This window comes from Shewanella gaetbuli, from assembly GCF_023284065.1.
Classification (GTDB): Bacteria; Pseudomonadota; Gammaproteobacteria; order Enterobacterales; family Shewanellaceae; genus Shewanella; species Shewanella gaetbuli.
In genome coordinates, this window is the sequence record NZ_JAKIKP010000004.1 from 192,184 (window position 1) to 210,841 (window position 18,658).

14 protein-coding genes are annotated in these 18,658 nt (G+C 39.4%); 8 read left to right on the forward strand and 6 right to left on the reverse strand.

Annotation, left to right across the window (positions count from 1 at the left end; all coding sequences use genetic code 11):
* Nucleotides 1-30 precede the first annotated feature (30 nt).
* The gene (locus L2672_RS07785; protein ID WP_248995262.1) at nucleotides 31-1,245 is read left to right on the forward strand and encodes a pyridoxal phosphate-dependent aminotransferase; all 1,215 of its coding nucleotides are present in this window, start codon (nucleotides 31-33) and stop codon (nucleotides 1,243-1,245) included.
* A gap of 73 nt (nucleotides 1,246-1,318) precedes the next feature.
* On the opposite strand, the gene queE is transcribed toward L2672_RS07785, so the two are convergent.
* Nucleotides 1,319-1,987 (reverse strand): 7-carboxy-7-deazaguanine synthase QueE, encoded by a 669-nt coding sequence (queE, locus tag L2672_RS07790; protein WP_248995263.1) that lies wholly within the window; start codon nucleotides 1,985-1,987, stop codon nucleotides 1,319-1,321.
* A gap of 173 nt (nucleotides 1,988-2,160) precedes the next feature.
* Between queE and queC the strand changes: the two genes are divergently transcribed.
* Together queC and rrtA are read left to right on the forward strand one after the other, a co-directional pair.
* Nucleotides 2,161-2,874 carry a 7-cyano-7-deazaguanine synthase QueC gene (queC, locus tag L2672_RS07795; RefSeq protein ID WP_248995264.1) on the forward strand — a complete coding sequence of 238 codons (714 nt, stop codon included), beginning with the start codon at nucleotides 2,161-2,163 and terminating at the stop codon, nucleotides 2,872-2,874.
* A 14-nt stretch (nucleotides 2,875-2,888) separates the two neighbouring features.
* Nucleotides 2,889-3,515 (forward strand): rhombosortase, encoded by a 627-nt coding sequence (gene rrtA, locus L2672_RS07800; RefSeq protein WP_248995265.1) that lies wholly within the window; start codon nucleotides 2,889-2,891, stop codon nucleotides 3,513-3,515.
* Between the two features lie 17 nt (nucleotides 3,516-3,532).
* Here rrtA and L2672_RS07805 read toward each other — a convergent pair whose 3' ends face one another.
* Nucleotides 3,533-4,357, reverse strand: coding sequence for a hypothetical protein (locus L2672_RS07805; protein WP_248995266.1), 825 nt, complete (start codon nucleotides 4,355-4,357; stop codon nucleotides 3,533-3,535).
* A gap of 58 nt (nucleotides 4,358-4,415) precedes the next feature.
* Here L2672_RS07805 and L2672_RS17300 point away from each other — a divergent pair, with 58 nt between their 5' ends.
* The 4 genes from L2672_RS17300 to L2672_RS07820 all read left to right on the forward strand — a co-directional run bounded on the left by L2672_RS17300 (nucleotide 4,416) and on the right by L2672_RS07820 (nucleotide 6,974).
* Nucleotides 4,416-4,544: a hypothetical protein gene (locus L2672_RS17300; protein WP_275974986.1), complete on the forward strand. Its 129-nt coding sequence runs from the start codon at nucleotides 4,416-4,418 to the stop codon at nucleotides 4,542-4,544.
* Nucleotides 4,545-4,766: 222 nt separating this feature from the next.
* Nucleotides 4,767-5,447 carry a PAQR family membrane homeostasis protein TrhA gene (gene trhA / locus L2672_RS07810; protein ID WP_248995267.1) on the forward strand — a complete coding sequence of 227 codons (681 nt, stop codon included), beginning with the start codon at nucleotides 4,767-4,769 and terminating at the stop codon, nucleotides 5,445-5,447.
* Between the two features lie 135 nt (nucleotides 5,448-5,582).
* Nucleotides 5,583-5,954, forward strand: coding sequence for an MGMT family protein (locus tag L2672_RS07815; protein WP_248995268.1), 372 nt, complete (start codon nucleotides 5,583-5,585; stop codon nucleotides 5,952-5,954).
* Between the two features lie 108 nt (nucleotides 5,955-6,062).
* Entirely contained in the window at nucleotides 6,063-6,974 is a 912-nt protein-coding gene (locus tag L2672_RS07820) for a DUF3108 domain-containing protein (RefSeq protein ID WP_248995269.1), read from the forward strand.
* Between the two features lie 106 nt (nucleotides 6,975-7,080).
* Here the strand turns inward: L2672_RS07820 and L2672_RS07825 are convergent, their stop codons facing one another.
* Entirely contained in the window at nucleotides 7,081-7,872 is a 792-nt protein-coding gene (locus L2672_RS07825) for a class II glutamine amidotransferase (protein ID WP_248995270.1), read from the reverse strand.
* 243 nt (nucleotides 7,873-8,115) lie between these two features.
* On the opposite strand from L2672_RS07825, the gene fadE reads away from it, so the two are divergent.
* Nucleotides 8,116-10,563, forward strand: a complete 2,448-nt coding sequence (gene fadE / locus L2672_RS07830) for an acyl-CoA dehydrogenase FadE (RefSeq protein WP_248995271.1) — start codon at nucleotides 8,116-8,118, stop codon at nucleotides 10,561-10,563.
* Nucleotides 10,564-11,244: 681 nt separating this feature from the next.
* On the opposite strand, the gene L2672_RS07835 is transcribed toward fadE, so the two are convergent.
* The 3 genes from L2672_RS07835 to L2672_RS07845 form a co-directional block, all read right to left on the reverse strand.
* Nucleotides 11,245-14,337 (reverse strand): efflux RND transporter permease subunit, encoded by a 3,093-nt coding sequence (locus L2672_RS07835; RefSeq protein ID WP_248995272.1) that lies wholly within the window; start codon nucleotides 14,335-14,337, stop codon nucleotides 11,245-11,247.
* Complete coding sequence (locus L2672_RS07840) at nucleotides 14,334-15,416, reverse strand: efflux RND transporter periplasmic adaptor subunit (protein WP_248995273.1); 1,083 nt, start codon at nucleotides 15,414-15,416, stop codon at nucleotides 14,334-14,336. The genes L2672_RS07835 and L2672_RS07840 overlap by 4 nt, the downstream gene beginning before the upstream one ends.
* 400 nt (nucleotides 15,417-15,816) lie before the next feature.
* Nucleotides 15,817-18,327, reverse strand: a complete 2,511-nt coding sequence (locus tag L2672_RS07845) for a TonB-dependent receptor plug domain-containing protein (RefSeq protein WP_248995274.1) — start codon at nucleotides 18,325-18,327, stop codon at nucleotides 15,817-15,819.
* Between the last annotated feature and the right edge of the window lie 331 nt (nucleotides 18,328-18,658).

Genomic DNA, 18,658 nt, shown 5'->3' on the forward strand with positions numbered 1-18,658 from the left:
CTAACTTAGTCGTATTTTATTGAGAGTTGTATGCGTCCAATCATCAAATCCCACAAGCTAGATACCGTTTGTTATGACATTCGTGGTCCGGTACATAAAGAGGCTCGTCGCTTAGAAGACGAAGGTCACCGTATTCTTAAATTGAATATCGGCAACCCTGCCCCATTTGGATTTGAAGCCCCAGAAGAAATTGTACGTGACGTTATTCTCAATTTACCTAGTGCCCAAGGTTATTGTGAATCTAAAGGATTATTCTCTGCACGCAAAGCCATTGTGCAGCATTATCAGTCACAAGGTATTTTCGGGGTAGATATTGAAGATATCTATATCGGCAATGGTGTTTCTGAGCTGATTGTAATGGCGATGCAAGGGTTGCTCAATCCAAATGATGAAATGCTTATCCCATCACCCGATTACCCGTTATGGACTGCAGCAGCCAATTTAGCTGGCGGCAAAGCGGTTCATTATCGTTGTGATGAAGAAGCGGACTGGTTCCCAGACATTGATGATATTAAAAGTAAAATAACATCTCGCACACGTGGCATTGTATTAATTAACCCTAACAATCCGACGGGTGCGGTATACAGTAAAGAGCTGATCGAACAAGTGATTGAGCTTTGTCGTCAACATGACCTTATTTTATTTGCTGACGAAATTTACGATAAAATTCTTTACGATGAAGCGAATCATGTCCCTGCAGCATTATTGTCTGATGATATTTTAACGGTGACCTTTAATGGCTTATCAAAAGCGTATCGCGCTGCTGGTTTTCGAGTAGGCTGGATGATGTTGTCTGGCAACTTAAAAGCCGCCCAAAGTTATATTGAAGGCCTAGAAATGCTAGCGTCTATGCGTTTGTGTTCAAATGTTCCTAATCAACATGCTATTCAAACCGCATTAGGTGGTTATCAGTCAATTAATGAATTAATTTTGCCTAATGGTAGGCTAACAGCACAACGTGATGTGTGTTACGACATTTTGAACTCAATTCCGGGTGTGAGCTGTAAAAAGCCAAAAGGTGCCTTATACGCCTTTCCTAAACTTGACATGAAAAAGTTCAATTTACGTGATGATGAAAAGTTGGTTCTTGAACTATTAAGAATGAAGAAAATTCTCTTAGTACAAGGAACCGCGTTTAATTGGCATGAACCAAATCACTTAAGAGTGGTATTCTTGCCACATAAAGATGAATTAACCAAAGCACTAACTGAGTTTGGAAACTTCTTAGAAGACTATAAACAGTAAGTTAGATGTAAATATTGAATAAAAAAACGGGCTTGGTGCCCGTTTTTTTATTCAAAATTATAATTGCTGGAGCTTAATCAATATCTAAATATTTATGTGTTTGAATTGATAAACGCCAGTTACGTTCGATACACACCTTCATTGCTAACGCTGTCGCTCGAGGTTTTTGACTGATAGGCTGCAAACAGATCACTTTATCTTTTACATCAATATCTTTCAGCAATTCATCCAGTTCATCAATATGGCTTTGTTTCGCTACCGGATGTTTTATTTCGTTGGCACGAATAAGGGCTTGTTGAAGAACTTCATAACCCCCTTTCATATTCAGCTTTGGTGAAACCGTCACCCAAGCGTTTTCATGACATTTCACTTCGAAGGTGGCAGAGGTTTCAATTTGAACGCTATAACCGGCGTTAATTAATTGGCTAGTCAGTTCAGTTAAATCATATAAGCATGGCTCACCACCTGTTATCACAACATGTTTAGCCGTAAAACCTTGTTGATTAAAAGCAGCCATTAAACTTTTGCCGGTATGATCCGCCCAACGACCAATAGTTCCATCTACTTGAATGACATCATTTGGCTGAACTTTATTTTGCTCTAATACTTCCCATGTTTGTTTAGTATCACACCATGCACAGCCCACTGGACAACCTTGCAAACGAACAAATAAAGCGGGTACACCAGTGAATGACCCTTCGCCTTGAATCGTTTCAAATACTTCGTTTACAGGATAATGCATGTTAAACCTTGATTAATCATTATGGGGCGGCATTTATAGACGATTTTTGTTTGAGTATCAAGTATGCCTACCGTTAAACTTAACTGTTATAATGGTTAACTTTGCTATTAAAAACACCATTAAGATAAAATATTATCTTATTATGTTCTCTTTACTAATATTTAGGTCATTTCATGTCTCAGCTTAATTCTACGCCACGCAAAGCCCTTGTTGTATTTAGTGGCGGCCAAGATTCCACCACTTGCTTAATTCAAGCATTAGCAGAATATGACGAAGTACATGGCATCACGTTTGACTATGGACAACGTCACAGGCAAGAAATTGATGTCGCTAAGCAGTTAGCATCACAGCTAAAATTGGCCAGTCATAAAGTATTAGATACTACCTTGTTAAATGAACTTGCGATATCTGCACTAACACGTGATGCAATACCAGTGTCGCATGAATTAATGAACAATGGCTTACCAAATACTTTTGTTCCAGGCAGAAACATTTTATTTTTAACTTTAGCCGGTATTTATGCCTATCAAATTGGCTGCACAACGGTCATTACCGGCGTGTGTGAAACCGATTTTTCGGGTTATCCTGATTGCCGCAATGAGTTTATTCAATCCATGCAACAAACCTTAGCATTGGGAATGGATAAACCTTTCACCATTGAAACGCCATTAATGTGGTTAAACAAAGCTGAAACTTGGGCATTGGCTGACAAATATCAACAACTCGAATTAGTCAGAGACCAAACATTAACGTGTTACAACGGTATCATTGGTGCAGGTTGCCAAGATTGTCCGTCATGTTTATTAAGACAAAATGGCCTAGATGATTACCTCAATAATCAACAACAGGTTATGGATTCGCTAAATTCAAAACAAGCATCAAAATAAAGGATTAATTACAGATGGCTAAACAGGGTTCACATTCAATAACGCCTTTCAGTTTTGTGCTGTTAATGAGTGTGTTATGTATTGTATTGTTTGCCATTTCATCAGGGAAACTAGCCTTTATAGATATTCAAGGTGTATTAAATTATCAGCGCCAAGCGATAACTGACGGTCAAGTTTGGCGCATAGTCACCGGTAACTTATTGCATACCAATATGTGGCATTTAGCCATGAATTTAGCCGGTTTTTGGGTAATTATCTTTCTACATGAACTGCATTATAAAAGGCATACCGGTAAGCTGATATTACTTTTTAGCTCACTATGCCTCTTAGAAGGTATCGGCCTTTATCTGTTTTACCCTCAACTTCAAGCCTATGTTGGATTAAGTGGCCTACTGCATGGTCTATTTACTTTCGGCGCAATAATGGATATCCGAAAGGGTTTAATATCAGGCTATGTATTGCTACTTGGGGTGATTTTAAAAGTACTTTATGAGCAGTATTTTGGGGCCAGTGCTGATATTAGTGAATTAATAAGTGCGCGAGTAGCGACTGAATCACATTTAGTCGGTGTTATAGCTGGGCTGATTAGCGCGTTAGTTTGGACCCCAATGGCCAGCAAATTTAAATATTCTCAATCTTAATCCAGCAAAAGATCAATTTATGGTTTAATTTTGTTCACTCTAAATGAAATTGAAGAATCTAACGCCTGTTGCACTTCATCTTCACCACAAAACTCGGCAAAGCCATAATTCCAAGCGTGAGGGTTTATCTGGGTAGCGAGCTTGACCACTTTGTAACAATAGTCCCCTTGCTTCACAATTCTATTTGGATCGAGCCTGTGATTGAATGTATGTATCTGTTGTGGATCTGTTGCTTGCTCAATTTCGATAAACTCAAGTTCGGGATCCATGACACTCATTGAACCGACCGGTTTATTCGCATCTGCATGTTGGTTTTGCACCATAGCTTCAAACAACTGTGACTGATTGTTGGATAAATATTGTTTAGAGGCTTGATTAATTGAAGTCGATTTTTGTTGTGAATTACGCTGTGGAACGAGCTTATTATCAGCTATGTCTTTATCACTTTCCAGAGGCTTGATTGGTGTTTTGTTACTGATAATTGCTGATTGTTCTGCTTCACCATTAGGTGTTAACTGTTTCTTTTGTTGAGTATTAGCTTGCAAGTTTGTGTTTTCAACGATTGGTTTAGAATCTACTGCTTTACTAAATTCTGATTGTTTAACACTTGATTTATGAACAGCAGCATCATTACCTTCATCTTCTTTAATTAGCGAATCTTCAACTGACGGCTTATTAAACCATTGCTGATATTGATGCTCAGTAATAAGATAACTTTTTAGTACAGCGACATTGGCTTGGTTTCTTTTCAATTCAGTATTCGGGGTATTCGTCCAAGTTAATTGAATGAATAACAACACCAGCGTATGAAGTAGAATTGCAATCAAAACGGATTTTATCATCGTCCGATCACAAGACTTCACGCTGTTCTGTATTAGTGCGATGCTGTTAAAGGTAAACATGGCATTTGTTTATATGGTTGGCCTTATCCCTATTGCTTTGCTAACTGTCATTTTGCTAGATGTCTCTTTATTAGCCACTTTATTAGCAGTGGCCATACAAGATGAAACTCATCTTGCTGGCCCATAATGCAGTTACCAAGCTTGAGGTAGAATTAATACAATAAACTTTTGACGGTTAAAGGAATGTTAAGTTCCACTCTCAGGCAGTAAAAATAATAGCTACAATTATTAAGCGTTGTTACGCTAAACAAAAACTTATTAGGCTTACACGTGTAAGCTGTATGGATTGTTGCTCAATCAACTGTTAGACTGTTTGCACTAAGTCGTCACATCACCTGAGAAAAACGATATGTCCAATGAAGCCCAAACAGTCTTAGCCGTTAATTCTATAGGCGCTATTTCTGATTATAGCGACAAAGAAGAGCTTGCTAATGCTATATCGCATGGCACTGGGGTCATTGCAGGTATCGTTGGTTTAATGATGATGTTAATCAGTGCACGGGCTGATTTATCGACTAGCCAACTACTTGGGGTGATTATTTATGGTGTGAGTGTTATTGCGCTTTTTCTTGCGTCTACTTTATATCACTCTAGCCGTACGTCTGTTTGGCGAAAGCGTTACAAAATGGCAGACCATTGCGCTATTTATACCCTTATTGCTGGCACCTACACACCGTTAATGCTAATCAGTTTACAAAATAATAACGCGACCATTATCCTCACAGGCATTTGGGCATTGGCCTTTGGCGGGATTGTTTTTAAAACCTTATTTATTGGCCGTTTTAAAGGGTTTAGCTTAATGCTTTACCTCATTATGGGCTGGTTATGCGTAACGGTGATGAAAGATCTTACCGCTAACATGAGTGATGTCAGTTTTAATTTATTAATTGCAGGTGGGTTATTTTACAGTCTTGGTGTGATCTTTTATGCCAATAAAAAAATCCCTTACAATCATGCTATTTGGCATTTATTTGTATTAGCTGGTGCCTTCTCACATTTTTTATGTATTTATAATATCGCGACGGTTTAATCTACTGATTTTACTTGATTTTAAGTCATGTCAACGTACAATAAATCCACTTTCACATAGGTTAGCGTATTCCTCTGAGTAAGTTTTACTTGCTGCATTTTGTCAGCAATAAGTACTATAGTGCTAAAAGATTAAATGACCTATAACCACACTATGCCAATACAAACTCAGCAATTGCAGCCTGCGCAAAGAATTATTCATGTGGTAAAACTGATTCCGCAAGGTAAAGTGTTACCTTATGGCAAAGTTGCTGATTTAGCGGGTTTACCTGGTAGAGCACGTTATGTTTCAACTGCATTAAAGCAATCTAAGGATGGCCAAGTGCCCTGGCACAGAGTCATTAGCGCTTCTGGTAAACTGGCATTTCCGCCAGATAGCGCTTTATTTAGAATACAAACAGAATTGTTATGGAATGATAATGTCGAAGTGAACCAGGGCAAAGTTAACTTGTCTACTGACATGTGGCAACCCGACATTGCGACATTAGTTCTGTCGTTACCGTTTTAAATTATTAGGATCGAAACTGTGCAAATAAAGCCGTATAAGTATAAAGCTTTTCTTTTAATAACCTCATTGATGGTAATTGGCATATGCTTTTTTCATTCATCAAATGCTGTGGCAACACAAGCACCCGTTGAAACTGAACAAGTTCTACCTAATAACACGGCTAAAGAAGTCACTACACAACAGGCTCTGTCACCGTTAACACCCCATACAGCAACCTATAAAGCCTTTTATGGCAGTTTTGAACTGGGTGAAGCTAAATATCAATTACCTGCAACTGATACAGGTTATTACACTTATTTTTTTGAAAGCGAAGTTGGATTACTGATGTTATCTGATGAACGCAAACTACAAAGTGATTTCACCTTAGAGGATGGAAAGTTAGTTCCTTTTAGATATGTTCATGAAAGAACAGGAACAGGAAGAGACTACACTGAGAGCACCGCATTTGCCAAATCACAGAATTTTATTCATACCATATATAAACAAGATGCATTAAAACTTGATTACCAAGAGCAAGTATTTGACCCATTAATGGTGCAATTACAATTCAGAATGGATGTTATCAACAACCAACGACCGCTTAATTACCGAATGGTAAAAGAGAAAGAGATAGATGAATATGATTTCAAAATTATTGGCTTTGAAACCATATCGATTGCGGGTGGCACATTTGACACAGTTAAATTTGAAGTGGTGCGTTCTAGTCAAAAAAGACAAACTTATTTTTGGATGGCTCCCGAATTAGCGTACCTACCTGTAAGGTTAAGCCACTTTTCGAAAGGCAGTAAACAGTTAGATATTCAGTTATCAGCTTTTCATTTTGATAAGGAATTACCTTCAATACCTCGTTTAGATTTGGCTCATGAATCTAAAATATTTGAACAATATATGAGTGAGAAAAAGGCCTTAATGGCACAAGATAATAATGACGAAGATGAAGATGCAAATACTGAAGAAGTCAGTCCAGATAAATTTAGTATGGAAGAGATTTCTGATATCAAAAAAATGGTTATTGATTAAGTATTCTTTATTATTTTGACAGGTTAAAGGTCGTCATCACATTACTCTTGTGAAGACGACTTTAATCTTTATAGGGATAAGAAGAATGATGATAGGTACAGAATAATTATTTTTCCACAGAATGAGATAAACGAATATTACCTTTTCTAAATAATCGCCAATCCCCCGGTGATAACACCTGCCATTGTTCATTATTGGTTAGTGGTCTTGTGGCAATTACGGTGACAACATCATCAGGGGTTGTTTCTTTCTGAAAATCAATCACTACGTCAGTATCAATCAGCGTTGCTTTACCAAAAGGAGCACGACGAGTGATGTGACATAAATTATTTGTGCAATATGCCATTAAGTCGATGCCATCGCTGAGTATCATATTAAATACACCTAATTGCCTGATTTCATCTGCTAGGCTTGCTATATAGATAAATACCTCATCCATATTTTCAGGCGGAGTATCGCCAAATTTGGCCACCACTTGTTCTAATATCCAACAAAAGGCCATTTCACTGTCGGTATCACCAACCGCTTGAAATCTCCCTAAGGTAAACTTGTTTTGATAATCACTTAATTGACCATTATGAGCATAGGTCCAATATCGTCCCCATAACTCACGGGTAAATGGATGCGTATTTTCTAACGAAACACAACCCCTATTGGCTTGCCTGATATGACTAATAACAATTTCACTTTTAATAGGATAAGACTTAATTAACTGAGCAACATGAGATTGACTGCTCGGGCAGGCATCCTTAAAGGTTCGACTGCCCTTACCTTCGTAAAACGTAATTCCCCAACCATCAACATGAGGGCCTGTCACACCACCACGCTCAACTAACCCAGTGAAACTAAAAACAATATCTGTAGGGACATTGGCACTCATGGCTAACAATTCGCACATTTTTTAAGCCTTTTTGGTAACTAATTGATCAAAATTTACTATTACGCATATTGTATCTTTTGTGGCAAAACAGTGGAACAAACTTAATACATAAAAATTTAAACAATTGTTTGAAAAGTGCTTGAATTAGTCACAACAAAGGGTTAATTTTATGACAGAGGTCAGACCACGACCTATACTTGTGAATAAGATCAATAAAAATACTAGCCTTTGACATAGTGATTGGCTTTAAGGAGAAATAAAGTGACCACCCTACTTTTGATCATCGCGATGATCCTTGTGCTCGGCACAATGTCTTACCTAAGGGTATCCCTTGTCACCACCACCATTGCTGCAGCTGTAGTTTTGGCAGTGGGAAGTGCATTGGACATCGTAAACACTGTTACATGGATTGTTTTCTTAGTCATCGCATTACCGTTTAACATCAAATCATTCAGACAAAATGTTATTAGCCGTCCTTTATTAAAAGTGTATCGCGGTATCATGCCTGAAATGTCTACAACCGAAAAAGAAGCTATTGAAGCCGGTACTACCTGGTGGGAAGCTGACTTATTTGCTGGTAACCCAAACTGGAAAAAGTTACACAACTACCCACAAGCACGCTTAACCGCGGAAGAACAAGCATTTTTAGATGGCCCAGTGGAAGAAGTCTGTAAAATGGTTAACCATCATATGGTTTCTCATGAATTGGGTGATTTACCACAAGAGGTTTGGCAATACCTTAAAGATCATGGCTTCTTTGCAATGATTATTAAGAAAAAATACGGTGGCTTAGAGTACTCAGCTTATGCTCAATCTCGTGTATTACAAAAATTAGCCGGTGTAAGCAGTGAATTAGCTTCAACGGTTGGTGTTCCTAACTCTTTAGGCCCTGGTGAATTATTACAACACTATGGTACCGAAGAGCAACAAAACCATTATCTACCTCGTTTGGCAAAAGGCTTAGAAGTGCCATGTTTTGCACTAACCAGCCCTGAAGCTGGTAGTGATGCAGGTTCTATCCCTGACTTTGGTATTGTTTGTAAAGGCGAATTCCAAGGTGAAGAAGTACTCGGTATGAAACTAACTTGGAACAAGCGTTATATTACTCTTGCGCCAGTAGCGACAGTATTAGGCCTAGCATTTAAACTGAAAGATCCTGACCGTCTATTAGGTAAAGAAGAAGATTTAGGCATTACTTGTGCTCTAATCCCAACTGATATTCCTGGTGTAGAAACTGGACGTCGTCACTTCCCATTGAACTGTATGTTCCAAAATGGTCCAACACGCGGCAACGAAGTCTTTGTTCCACTTAGCTTTATTATTGGTGGCCCAAGCATGGCTGGCCAAGGCTGGAGAATGTTGGTTGAATGTTTATCTGTTGGACGCGGTATCACCTTACCTTCAAACTCAGCTGGTGGCGTTAAAACAGCGGCAGTAGCAACAGGTGCATACGCACGTATTCGTCGCCAATTCAAATTGCCTATTGGTAAATTAGAAGGTATTGAAGAGCCAATGGCACGTATTGGCGGTAATGCTTACTTAATGGATGCAGTAACAAGCTTAACGACTACAGCCATTGATTTAGGTGAAAAACCATCTGTTATTTCTGCCATTGTTAAATTCCATCTTACCGATAGAATGCAAAAATGTATCATTGATGCAATGGATATTCATGGCGGTAAAGGTGTGTGCTTAGGCCCAAATAACTATTTAGGCCGTGGCTATCAAGCAGCCCCTATTGCTATCACTGTTGAAGGCGCGAATATTTTAACCCGTACTATGATCATTTATGGCCAAGGTGCAATTCGTTGTCATCCATATGTATTAGCTGAAATGGAATCAGCATTTGATGCTGACGCAAACCGAGGATTAACTAATTTTGACAATGCTATCTTCGGTCATATTGGTTTTGCAGTCTCTAACTTCACCCGTAGTTTATGGATGGGTTTAACGAGTTCGCATTTCTCGAACTCACCTTACTCAGACAAAACTAAACGTTACTACCAACATATGAACCGCTTTAGCGCCAACTTAGCATTGCTATCTGATTTAGCAATGGGTACTTTAGGTGGAAACTTGAAACGTAAAGAACGTATTTCAGCTCGCCTTGGTGATTTATTAAGTCAATTATACCTGGTGTCTGCTACATTAAAACGTTATCAAGATGACGGTCGTTTAACAGAAGACTTCCCACTGGTTCAATGGGCTGTTGAAGATTCATTATTTAAGTTACAAGATTCATTAGATGATTTGTTAAACAACTTCCCAATGGGTCTTGGTCATGCTTTAAGATTGGTTATCTTCCCATTAGGTCGTCCAGTTAAACGCCCTTCTGATGTGGTTGACCATAAAGTTGCTAAAATCATGCAAACCCCTTGTGCAAGTCGTGATCGCTTAGGTAAAGGCCAATTCTTTACTAACTGTGAAAACAACGCTGTGGGTATTCAAGAGCAAACTTTTGTCGACATTCTTGCAGCAGAACCACTATACGACAAAGTATGTAAAGCTGCAGGTAAACGTTTACCGTTTATGTGGTTAGACAAGATTGCTGCGGAAGGCAAAGCATTAGGTGTATTAAGTGATGCTGAAATTGACTTACTAGAACGAGCTGAAATTGGCCGTATGAAGTCAATTAATGTTGATGACTTTGATACTGAAGTGCTTAGAGCAAATCAAAAAGCACCAGCTAAGCAAGAACAAGCCGCTTAGACGAATAGTCTTTTAACAATTTAAAAAGGGATAAAGCCTAAAGCTTTATCCCTTTTTTTAAGTCAGAGACTATTACCCCCTCTTTCGTCATCCTCGAGATCTTTTATCGAGGATCTGTTTTATTCTTCTCAAGACAACACTGCATAGATTCCGGCTAAAACATTGCCGGAATGACGGTAAGGTTAAGCTTAGATTCCTACTCAAAGCAATGTCTTAATGACGGTTGATTATTCACCGAATCAATTCGTCATCCTCGAGATCTTTTATCGAGGATCTGTTTTATTATTGCTCACGACATAACAGCATAGATTCCGGCTCAAAAGCATTACCGGAATGACGTTTTGATTAAACATAGATTCCGACTAAAACATTGCCGGAATGACGTTTTTATTAAACATAGATTCCGGCTTAAAGCATTACCGAAATGACGGTAGAATTAAGCCTAGGCTCCGACTCAAAGCAATGTCTTAATGACGGTAAATGATTCACCAAGTCAATTCGTCATCCTCGAGATCTTTTATCGAGGATCTGTTTTATTCATACTCACGACAGAGCTGCATAGATTCCGGCTCAAAAGCATTACTGGAATGGCAGTTTGCTTTGAAGTTAATAAAGTCACTTACATGTATACCTAAAAAAAGAGCCCTAGATAGGCTCTTTCTAATCTCAAAATCTTAAGCTTTATTGCTGTAATTCAGCTTCAAGCTGTTTAGTAACTGATTCTGGTGATTGGCTATTGCGTGCAAATAATGCATAAGCAACAGGAATAACCACTAGGGTAAAGAATGTGGCTAAACTGATACCTGCCAGCACTACAACACCAATAACATAGCGGGTTTCAGAGCCTGCTCCTTCTGCCATCACTAGGGGTAAAGCACCTGCTGCTGTCGTAATGCCGGTCATTAAAATGGGCCTTAATCGTTGTGCAGATGCTTTCAGTATCGCATCGTTAAAGGCTTCACCACGATCACGTAATTGGTTTGCAAACTCAACAATCAGAATACCGTTTTTAGCAGCTAATCCCACCAACATAATAATACCAATTTGACTGTATATGTTGATACTTTGACCCGTTAACCATAAGCCAATCAGCGCACCTAAAGTGGCGAGTGGCACGGTTAGCATGATAATCATTGGATGAACATAGCTTTCAAACTGTGCAGCCAACACTAAAAATACAATACCGAGCGCTAAGATGAATACAAACAGCATGGAATTACCAGACTCTTGGTAGTCTAACGACGGACCTTTGTAACTGACCGTAGCCTCTGCAGGTAAATAGGTTTCGGTGATCTCATTTAGATAATCTAATGCCTCACCTAAACTGTAGCCATCAGCTAAATTCGCTTCAATGGTTATCGAGCGCATACGATTGTAACGATTTAATGAACTGGCATCGGCAAACTCTTGAATACTGACCAAATTTGATAATGGAATTAATTCTTTAGTGTGCGAAGATCGTACATAAAGATTATCCATATCGCTGGCGGTATTTTGATTATCACGATTTCCCTCAATGATGACATCATACTCTTCACCATCACGCATAAAGGTTGTCACTAGTTTAGAACCCAGCATGGTTTCAAGTGTTCGTCCAATATCTGAAACTGATACCCCTAAATCAGCTGCTCTAACCCGATCGATAACCACCCTTAATTGAGGTTTAGTTTCTTTATAATCATGATCAAGACCTATTAGATTTGGATTTTCTTTAGCTTTATCCAATAAAATATCACGCCATTCAGCTAGCTCTTCAAAACTTGGGCCACCCAACACAAATTGCACTGGCTTACCGACTCCCCGACCAAAAGCTTGGCGCATTATAGGGAAGGCTCGCACCCCAGAAAGATCGGCTAACCTTCCTCGAATATCGGTAAGAATTTCATTGGCATTACGTCTTTGCCCCCAATCCTCTAGTACGATAATTGCCATACCATTAGAGAAATTTGAAGAACGTCCAAAGCTTCTTGGTGCGCGAATAAGAAGACGTTTTACATCGCCACTTTCAACTAGAGGCATTAACCGCCCTTCAATTTCATCCATGTATTTTTCAATATATTCGAAAGTGGCACCTTGTGGGCCATTAACAATTAAGAACATTGAGCCTCTGTCTTCTTGAGGCGCAAATTCTTGCGGCACCTTGTTGAATAAATAGCCACTCATGGCAAAAGCACACAATAACAACAAACTTACTAATACCGGATGTTTAAAGGCTGTTGTTAACGTTTTGGTGTAATGCTGAGTTAGTTTATCCATTAGATTATCAACAAAACGCATTAGTGCCGTATCTTGGTCAGCTGGCTTGAGTAATTTAGAGCACATCATTGGGCTGAGTGATAGCGCGATAATACTTGAGAATATCACCGCGGTGCTCATGGTTACCGCAAACTCTTTAAACAACTTACCTAAGTCACCTTCTAAGAAAGTAATCGGCATAAACACCGCAACTAATACCAAGGTGGTGGCAACAATGGCAAAACCAACTTCCCTACTGCCTAAAAATGCCGCTTTTAATGGCGAGTCACCTAGCTCTATTCGACGATGAATATTTTCCAGCATGACAATGGCATCATCAACCACCATACCAATAGCAAGAATCATAGCTAATAAGGTCAATAGGTTAATGGTGTAGCCCAATGCATATAACACGGTAAAAGTGGCTAATAAGGATACTGGAACAGTAATTGCCGGAATAAGCATTGCCCGCACGCTACCGAGGAACAAATAAATCACAATAACGACTAGAATCATCGCAATAAATAAGGTTTGATAAACTTCGTCAATTGATCGCTCAATAAATACTGAGCTGTCGTATGAACGTTTAATTTCCATACCAGCGGGCAATGTAGGGTTAATTTTATCAACCAATGCATTGGCAGCACGGGCAACTTCTAGTGTATTAGCGGTAGATTGTTTACTCACCCCTAAACCAATCATTGACTCGGTATTACCACGGAAAATAATGCGCTCTTCTTCACTACCAATTTCAACTTTGGCGACATCTCCCAACTTAACAAGATAGCCATCGTCACCTTGAGCTAGCACCAAGTTTGCAAAGTCATCTGCAGTTTTGAATACCCGTTCTAATCTAACGGTGAAATGACGATGTTGAGATTCAATTGAACCCGCGGGTAATTCGACATTTTCAGAACGTAACGCAGACTCAATATCTGTTACGGTGAGGTTTCTTGCCGCTAATGCTTGTCGGTCAATCCACACACGCATGGCATAAACCTTTCCACCACCTAATCGTAGGGTGGATACGCCGTCAATAATTGAAAAACGGTCCACTAAGTAGCGATTTGCATAATCAGTAAGCTGAAGAGTATCCATGCGATCAGACACTAAATTGAGCCACATAATGACTTCATCGCCACCATTGGCTTTTTGAATTTCTGGCGGGTCAGCCTCTTCGGGTAAGTTGTCGAGTAAACCTGCTACTCTATCGCGAATATCATTGGTTGCCGCTTCAATGTCACGGCTAATATCAAATTCAATGGTCACATCTGAGCGGCCATCAGAGCTAGATGAACTAATATGTCGAATCCCTTCAACACCACTAATTCTATCTTCAATTAACTTCGTTATACGGCTTTCAACAACTGCACTACTGGCGCCACGATAATTGGTTTCAACTGACACCACTGGAGGGTCAATGTGTGGATATTCTCTTAACGGCAGCTTATCAAACGATACCAAGCCAAGCACAATTAACAGAATGCTGATCACAGACGCAAATACCGGCCGCTTTACAGATAAGTCAGTTAAAATCATGCTGCTTTCTCCGCATTACTCACTTGGGCGAAGTTGAAGTTTTCAGCTTGTTGCGTTTTGACTTTATCGCCGGGACGAACTTTTAGAATACCTCTAATCACAACATCTTGGTTTTCGGCTAAACCATCAGTAATTTCAACCCAGCCACGAGTGCGAATACCTAGCTTGACAGGAATTTGTACAATTTCACTGTTTTCAGTTAAACCATAAACATAATGCTTTTCTTGTAGTGGAATAATAGCGGCTTCGGGCAGTAATAACCCTTGGCGACTTTGCTTAATGAATTTAACTTTCATCAACATGCCCGGCAATAAAGCGTAATCTTCATTAGGCATAATTGCTCTAACGACTACAGCACGAGTATCAGGGTTAACCCGGCTATCGATGGATGAAACCACCCCTTTAAAAATACGCCCTGGATATGCAACCGCCTGTGCTTCGACGGTTTTACCGGGTTGTAAATCTTGTATAAAACGTTCAGGAATAGAAAAATCGAGCTTGATTTTACTGACATCATCTAATGTGGTGATTGCTTCACCCGTGCTGACCAAGCTACCTAAACTGACTTGTCTTAAGCCTAAACGACCAGCAAAAGGCGCTCTAATGGTTCTGTCTGTTAACCCTGATACCGCCTGCTCTAGTTCTGCCCTGGCTAAATCTATTAAGCTTTGTAATCTGTCTCGTTCAAGTTCAGCAATGGTTTTACTGGTGACCAGTGAACTAATACGATCTAACTCTCGCATGTGTTCAGTGAGTTTAACTTGGGCAACTTTGACTTTAGCTTGTTGTTCTGCAGATTGTAGTTGCACAAGTAGCGCATCTTTTTCAACGATGTCGCCATCATTAAAATTTATATTTGTCACTAATTCGGTAATTTTTGAGGTTACAGTAATTGATTCAAAGGCTTTACCAGTGCCAATTGCCTCGACTGAATCTCTAATTGGCATCATTTTAGTTGTAGCAATGACCACATTTGGCACTGGTTTTACACGTTTTGCTTTTACAGTTTCTGGTTGCATTGCGTAATAGCCATAAACAGCTACGCTGGCTAACACCATAACAATAATAAGTTTTTTCATCGGTTGGATATCCATTCCCTACTGGGATTATTATTTAATTTTTAATCGATGGTAAGTGAACATTGTCAGTTAGTTGTAGTCATTAAACTGACAAATGGATCACTTAAAAAGTGTACTCAGAGTTTGTTGCAAAACTGATCGTTCTGGCTAACTAGTTAATAATTTTACAATTCAAACACCTACACAAGGTAGATTCTTTTTGTAAAAATTAATTTTACGCGAGGATCATCCATCCACAAGGCGCTTTACCTTTCATTACACTGGGCAACAAAGTGTTACCAGCCAGAAACATTTATAGCGGTTTTATATACGTAAAATAGACACAAAAAAGCCCCAGACATCAATGTCTGAGGCTTTCATAGGCTATAACTTAGCGCTTACATTATCGTTTTAAGTGAGATTAAAACTTGAATGAAAGACCCGCATAAATTTGACGACCTATTGTGTCATAAACTTCAGGTACTGTACCTGCATCATTTTCACTAGGAATCATTAATGGCTCCTCATCCGTTAGGTTTTTAACCCCCACGTTTGCAGTGATTAAATCACTGAAGTGATAAGTTGCTGAAATATTGTGATATAGAATCGAATCAATTGCTTCATTAGTATTGATGTCGTTCATTTCCCCAATATAACGATTCGAGTACATTACACTCCAAGCTCCACTACGTGCGGTAATATTGAAGTTATTTTTATATTCAGCGTAACCACCAAACATGCCACCAATTGTACCTGTGTAGTTGTTGCCATCTTGCTCGAACTTGATCAAGTGAGTTAAATCATTATTGATTTTCCAATCGATACCTAACGCTTCAAACGTATAAGCCAAGTTGAAGTCGATACCACTGGTGTCTTGGTAACCTACGTTAGTTAGTGGGTTGCTTAGGTCACTTAAATCACCATCAGCACCAATGTTAAACTGCTCACACGCTGATGTATCACCGGCGAAACAGTTATTTAGCCCAGCTTGTACATCTAAACGTGAAATCGCATTGTCGATTTTAAATCTCCACCAATCTAGCGTGATAGAGAAACCATCAATAAAGCTAGGTGAATACACCAAACCAGCCGTATAAGACTCTGAAGACTCTGCATCTAAGTTCTCATCAGAAACATAGTTAACTAGAATCTGGTCGTCTAATTCGTTACCCCAAGGGTCTGTTAAATAGTCATAAGAACCTGAGTTACCGCCATATAGCTCACTTACACTTGGTGCACGGAAGCCAGTTGCAGCAACAGTACGAAGCATTAAATCGCTAGTAGCTTCATAGGTTAAGCCAACTTTCCACGTTGCAGCACTACCAAATGTTGAGTAATCATCATAACGTAATGCAAACTCACCGGTTAATTTCTCAGTAAACGGAACGCTAACTTCTTGGTAAACAGAGAATACATCATAGCTACCCTTAGTTGGATCTTGCTGTGCTGCAGTGCCTTCACCAGCAACAATTACCGGATCTGGATTATAGAAGCCGCTTTCATGACGGAATTCTGCACCTACAGCAAACGCAACTGCGCCGGCGTCTAAATCAAATGCTTCACCACTAATTACACCAGCTACGGTATGTTGCTCGTTACCACCGGTAGTGGTTTCTTTATAGCTTACGGCATCAATCATATCTTGCGTCATGGGTTGACCACCAAACCAAGCATCTTGGTTTGCATAGATTGATTTTTCCATATTGCCTTGGTGAATTGAGTTATGCACCCAAGTGTCAGCTGAGTTTTTGCCCCACGTATAAGATACATCCCAATCTAAACCGTTACCTGCATCCAAATAACCGTTAAGACCTAAAGAAGCACGTACAGTATCAGTATCTTGCTCATAGATACGATTACCAACGTCATTCATACGCTTACGATAATTGACTAAGCCATCTTCATCGGCTTTGATGCCGCCTTTGATCATTTCATCGGTCAAAGTAATACAATTAGTCACCGTATTTGCATCACATACTGCTAAATCTAGATTAGCTGGTTGCGCTGCCATCATCTGTTTAGATTTACGCTTGGTATATAATAAATCAGCTGTTAATGACACATTGTCTGAAATTTCTTCTGTACCATTAAAGAAGAAGCTATAACGCTTGTTAGGTGTTTGTAACCAGCTGTCTTGGGTAAAGTCATAACCATAGGTGCGATCAATCCACTCTCCAGTTTCTTGATCTAGTTGTTTGCCACCTAAGGTTCCTTCTGGAATAAACGAGCTTGAGCCTTTTTCTACCCAATCTCTGTCTCCTTGCATCACACCACGACGCTCAGAGTATGCTAGACCAAAAGTATAGTTACCAGTATTGGTGTTAAAACCATACAAAGCACTTAACTCTAAGTTTTCACCATCACCTTTGTCTGTTGCGCCACCGTTAATATCAAACTGGAAGCCTTCGAAATCTTTCTTAGTGATAATGTTTACCACACCGGCAATGGCGTCTGAACCATATACTGCAGATGCACCGTCTTTAAGAATTTCTACACGGGCAATCATTGCAACTGGAATGGTGTTTAAATCAACTGCGCTGTTGGCACCAGAACCTGAGTTAACCATACGACGACCGTTAATTAATACTAGTGTTCTTTCTGCACCCATACCACGAAGGTCAACCTGAGCCATACCGTCAGAACCATTGTTAGTGGTTGAACCAACAGCCATACCAGCCATTGCAGGTTGAGCTTGTAAAATTTCATCGACTGAAGTGTAGCCTTCAGCTTTAATTGAACCCGCATCAATTACAGTAACTGGAGACGCTGTTTCCATGTCTTGACGTTGGATACGTGAACCGGTCACTTCAATGCGCTCAACCTTTGCAGTTTCTTCTGCTGCGTAAGCTGACACAGATGCCGCTGATGATACAGCGATTGATGAAATCAATGCCGTTTTTATGCTCGTGGATAAAAGTGTTCTTTTGGTCATGATTAAGATTGCTCCCTAGCCTACTTATAATTATTTATTCGCTAATATGAATAAATTTTGTGTTTCTTTAGACACGCTCATATTTAACGATGTAGGGATACTGAATAACTTCTTCGTTTCCGTCAAACACCATTCGATTAACACTTTGACCTGCATTTGTTAATGAAAATTTGCACCACGTAATCAACATTGTTAACACTGATTAAGTGGCACTAGAACCCACTGCGCGAGACAGATTAAACAACTAAAATGATGTAATTTAGCAGCAGAATAAACCGGTGCAGTTGCAACAACTTATAAACCTTGATAATGACAAAAGTGTGATGTGGGT

What these genes read in the sequence shown, in the direction of transcription:
- L2672_RS07805 (WP_248995266.1), bottom strand. Translation starts at nt 4,357, where the DNA reads ATGATAAAATCCGTTTTGATTGCAATTCTACTTCATACGCTGGTGTTG.
- queC (WP_248995264.1), top strand. Translation starts at nt 2,161, where the DNA reads ATGTCTCAGCTTAATTCTACGCCACGCAAAGCCCTTGTTGTATTTAGT.
- L2672_RS17300 (WP_275974986.1), top strand. Translation starts at nt 4,416, where the DNA reads ATGGCATTTGTTTATATGGTTGGCCTTATCCCTATTGCTTTGCTAACT.
- L2672_RS07825 (WP_248995270.1), bottom strand. Translation starts at nt 7,872, where the DNA reads ATGTGCGAATTGTTAGCCATGAGTGCCAATGTCCCTACAGATATTGTT.
- L2672_RS07815 (WP_248995268.1), top strand. Translation starts at nt 5,583, where the DNA reads ATGACCTATAACCACACTATGCCAATACAAACTCAGCAATTGCAGCCT.
- L2672_RS07835 (WP_248995272.1), bottom strand. Translation starts at nt 14,337, where the DNA reads ATGATTTTAACTGACTTATCTGTAAAGCGGCCGGTATTTGCGTCTGTG.
- rrtA (WP_248995265.1), top strand. Translation starts at nt 2,889, where the DNA reads ATGGCTAAACAGGGTTCACATTCAATAACGCCTTTCAGTTTTGTGCTG.
- queE (WP_248995263.1), bottom strand. Translation starts at nt 1,987, where the DNA reads ATGCATTATCCTGTAAACGAAGTATTTGAAACGATTCAAGGCGAAGGG.
- L2672_RS07785 (WP_248995262.1), top strand. Translation starts at nt 31, where the DNA reads ATGCGTCCAATCATCAAATCCCACAAGCTAGATACCGTTTGTTATGAC.
- trhA (WP_248995267.1), top strand. Translation starts at nt 4,767, where the DNA reads ATGTCCAATGAAGCCCAAACAGTCTTAGCCGTTAATTCTATAGGCGCT.
- L2672_RS07840 (WP_248995273.1), bottom strand. Translation starts at nt 15,416, where the DNA reads ATGAAAAAACTTATTATTGTTATGGTGTTAGCCAGCGTAGCTGTTTAT.
- L2672_RS07845 (WP_248995274.1), bottom strand. Translation starts at nt 18,327, where the DNA reads ATGACCAAAAGAACACTTTTATCCACGAGCATAAAAACGGCATTGATT.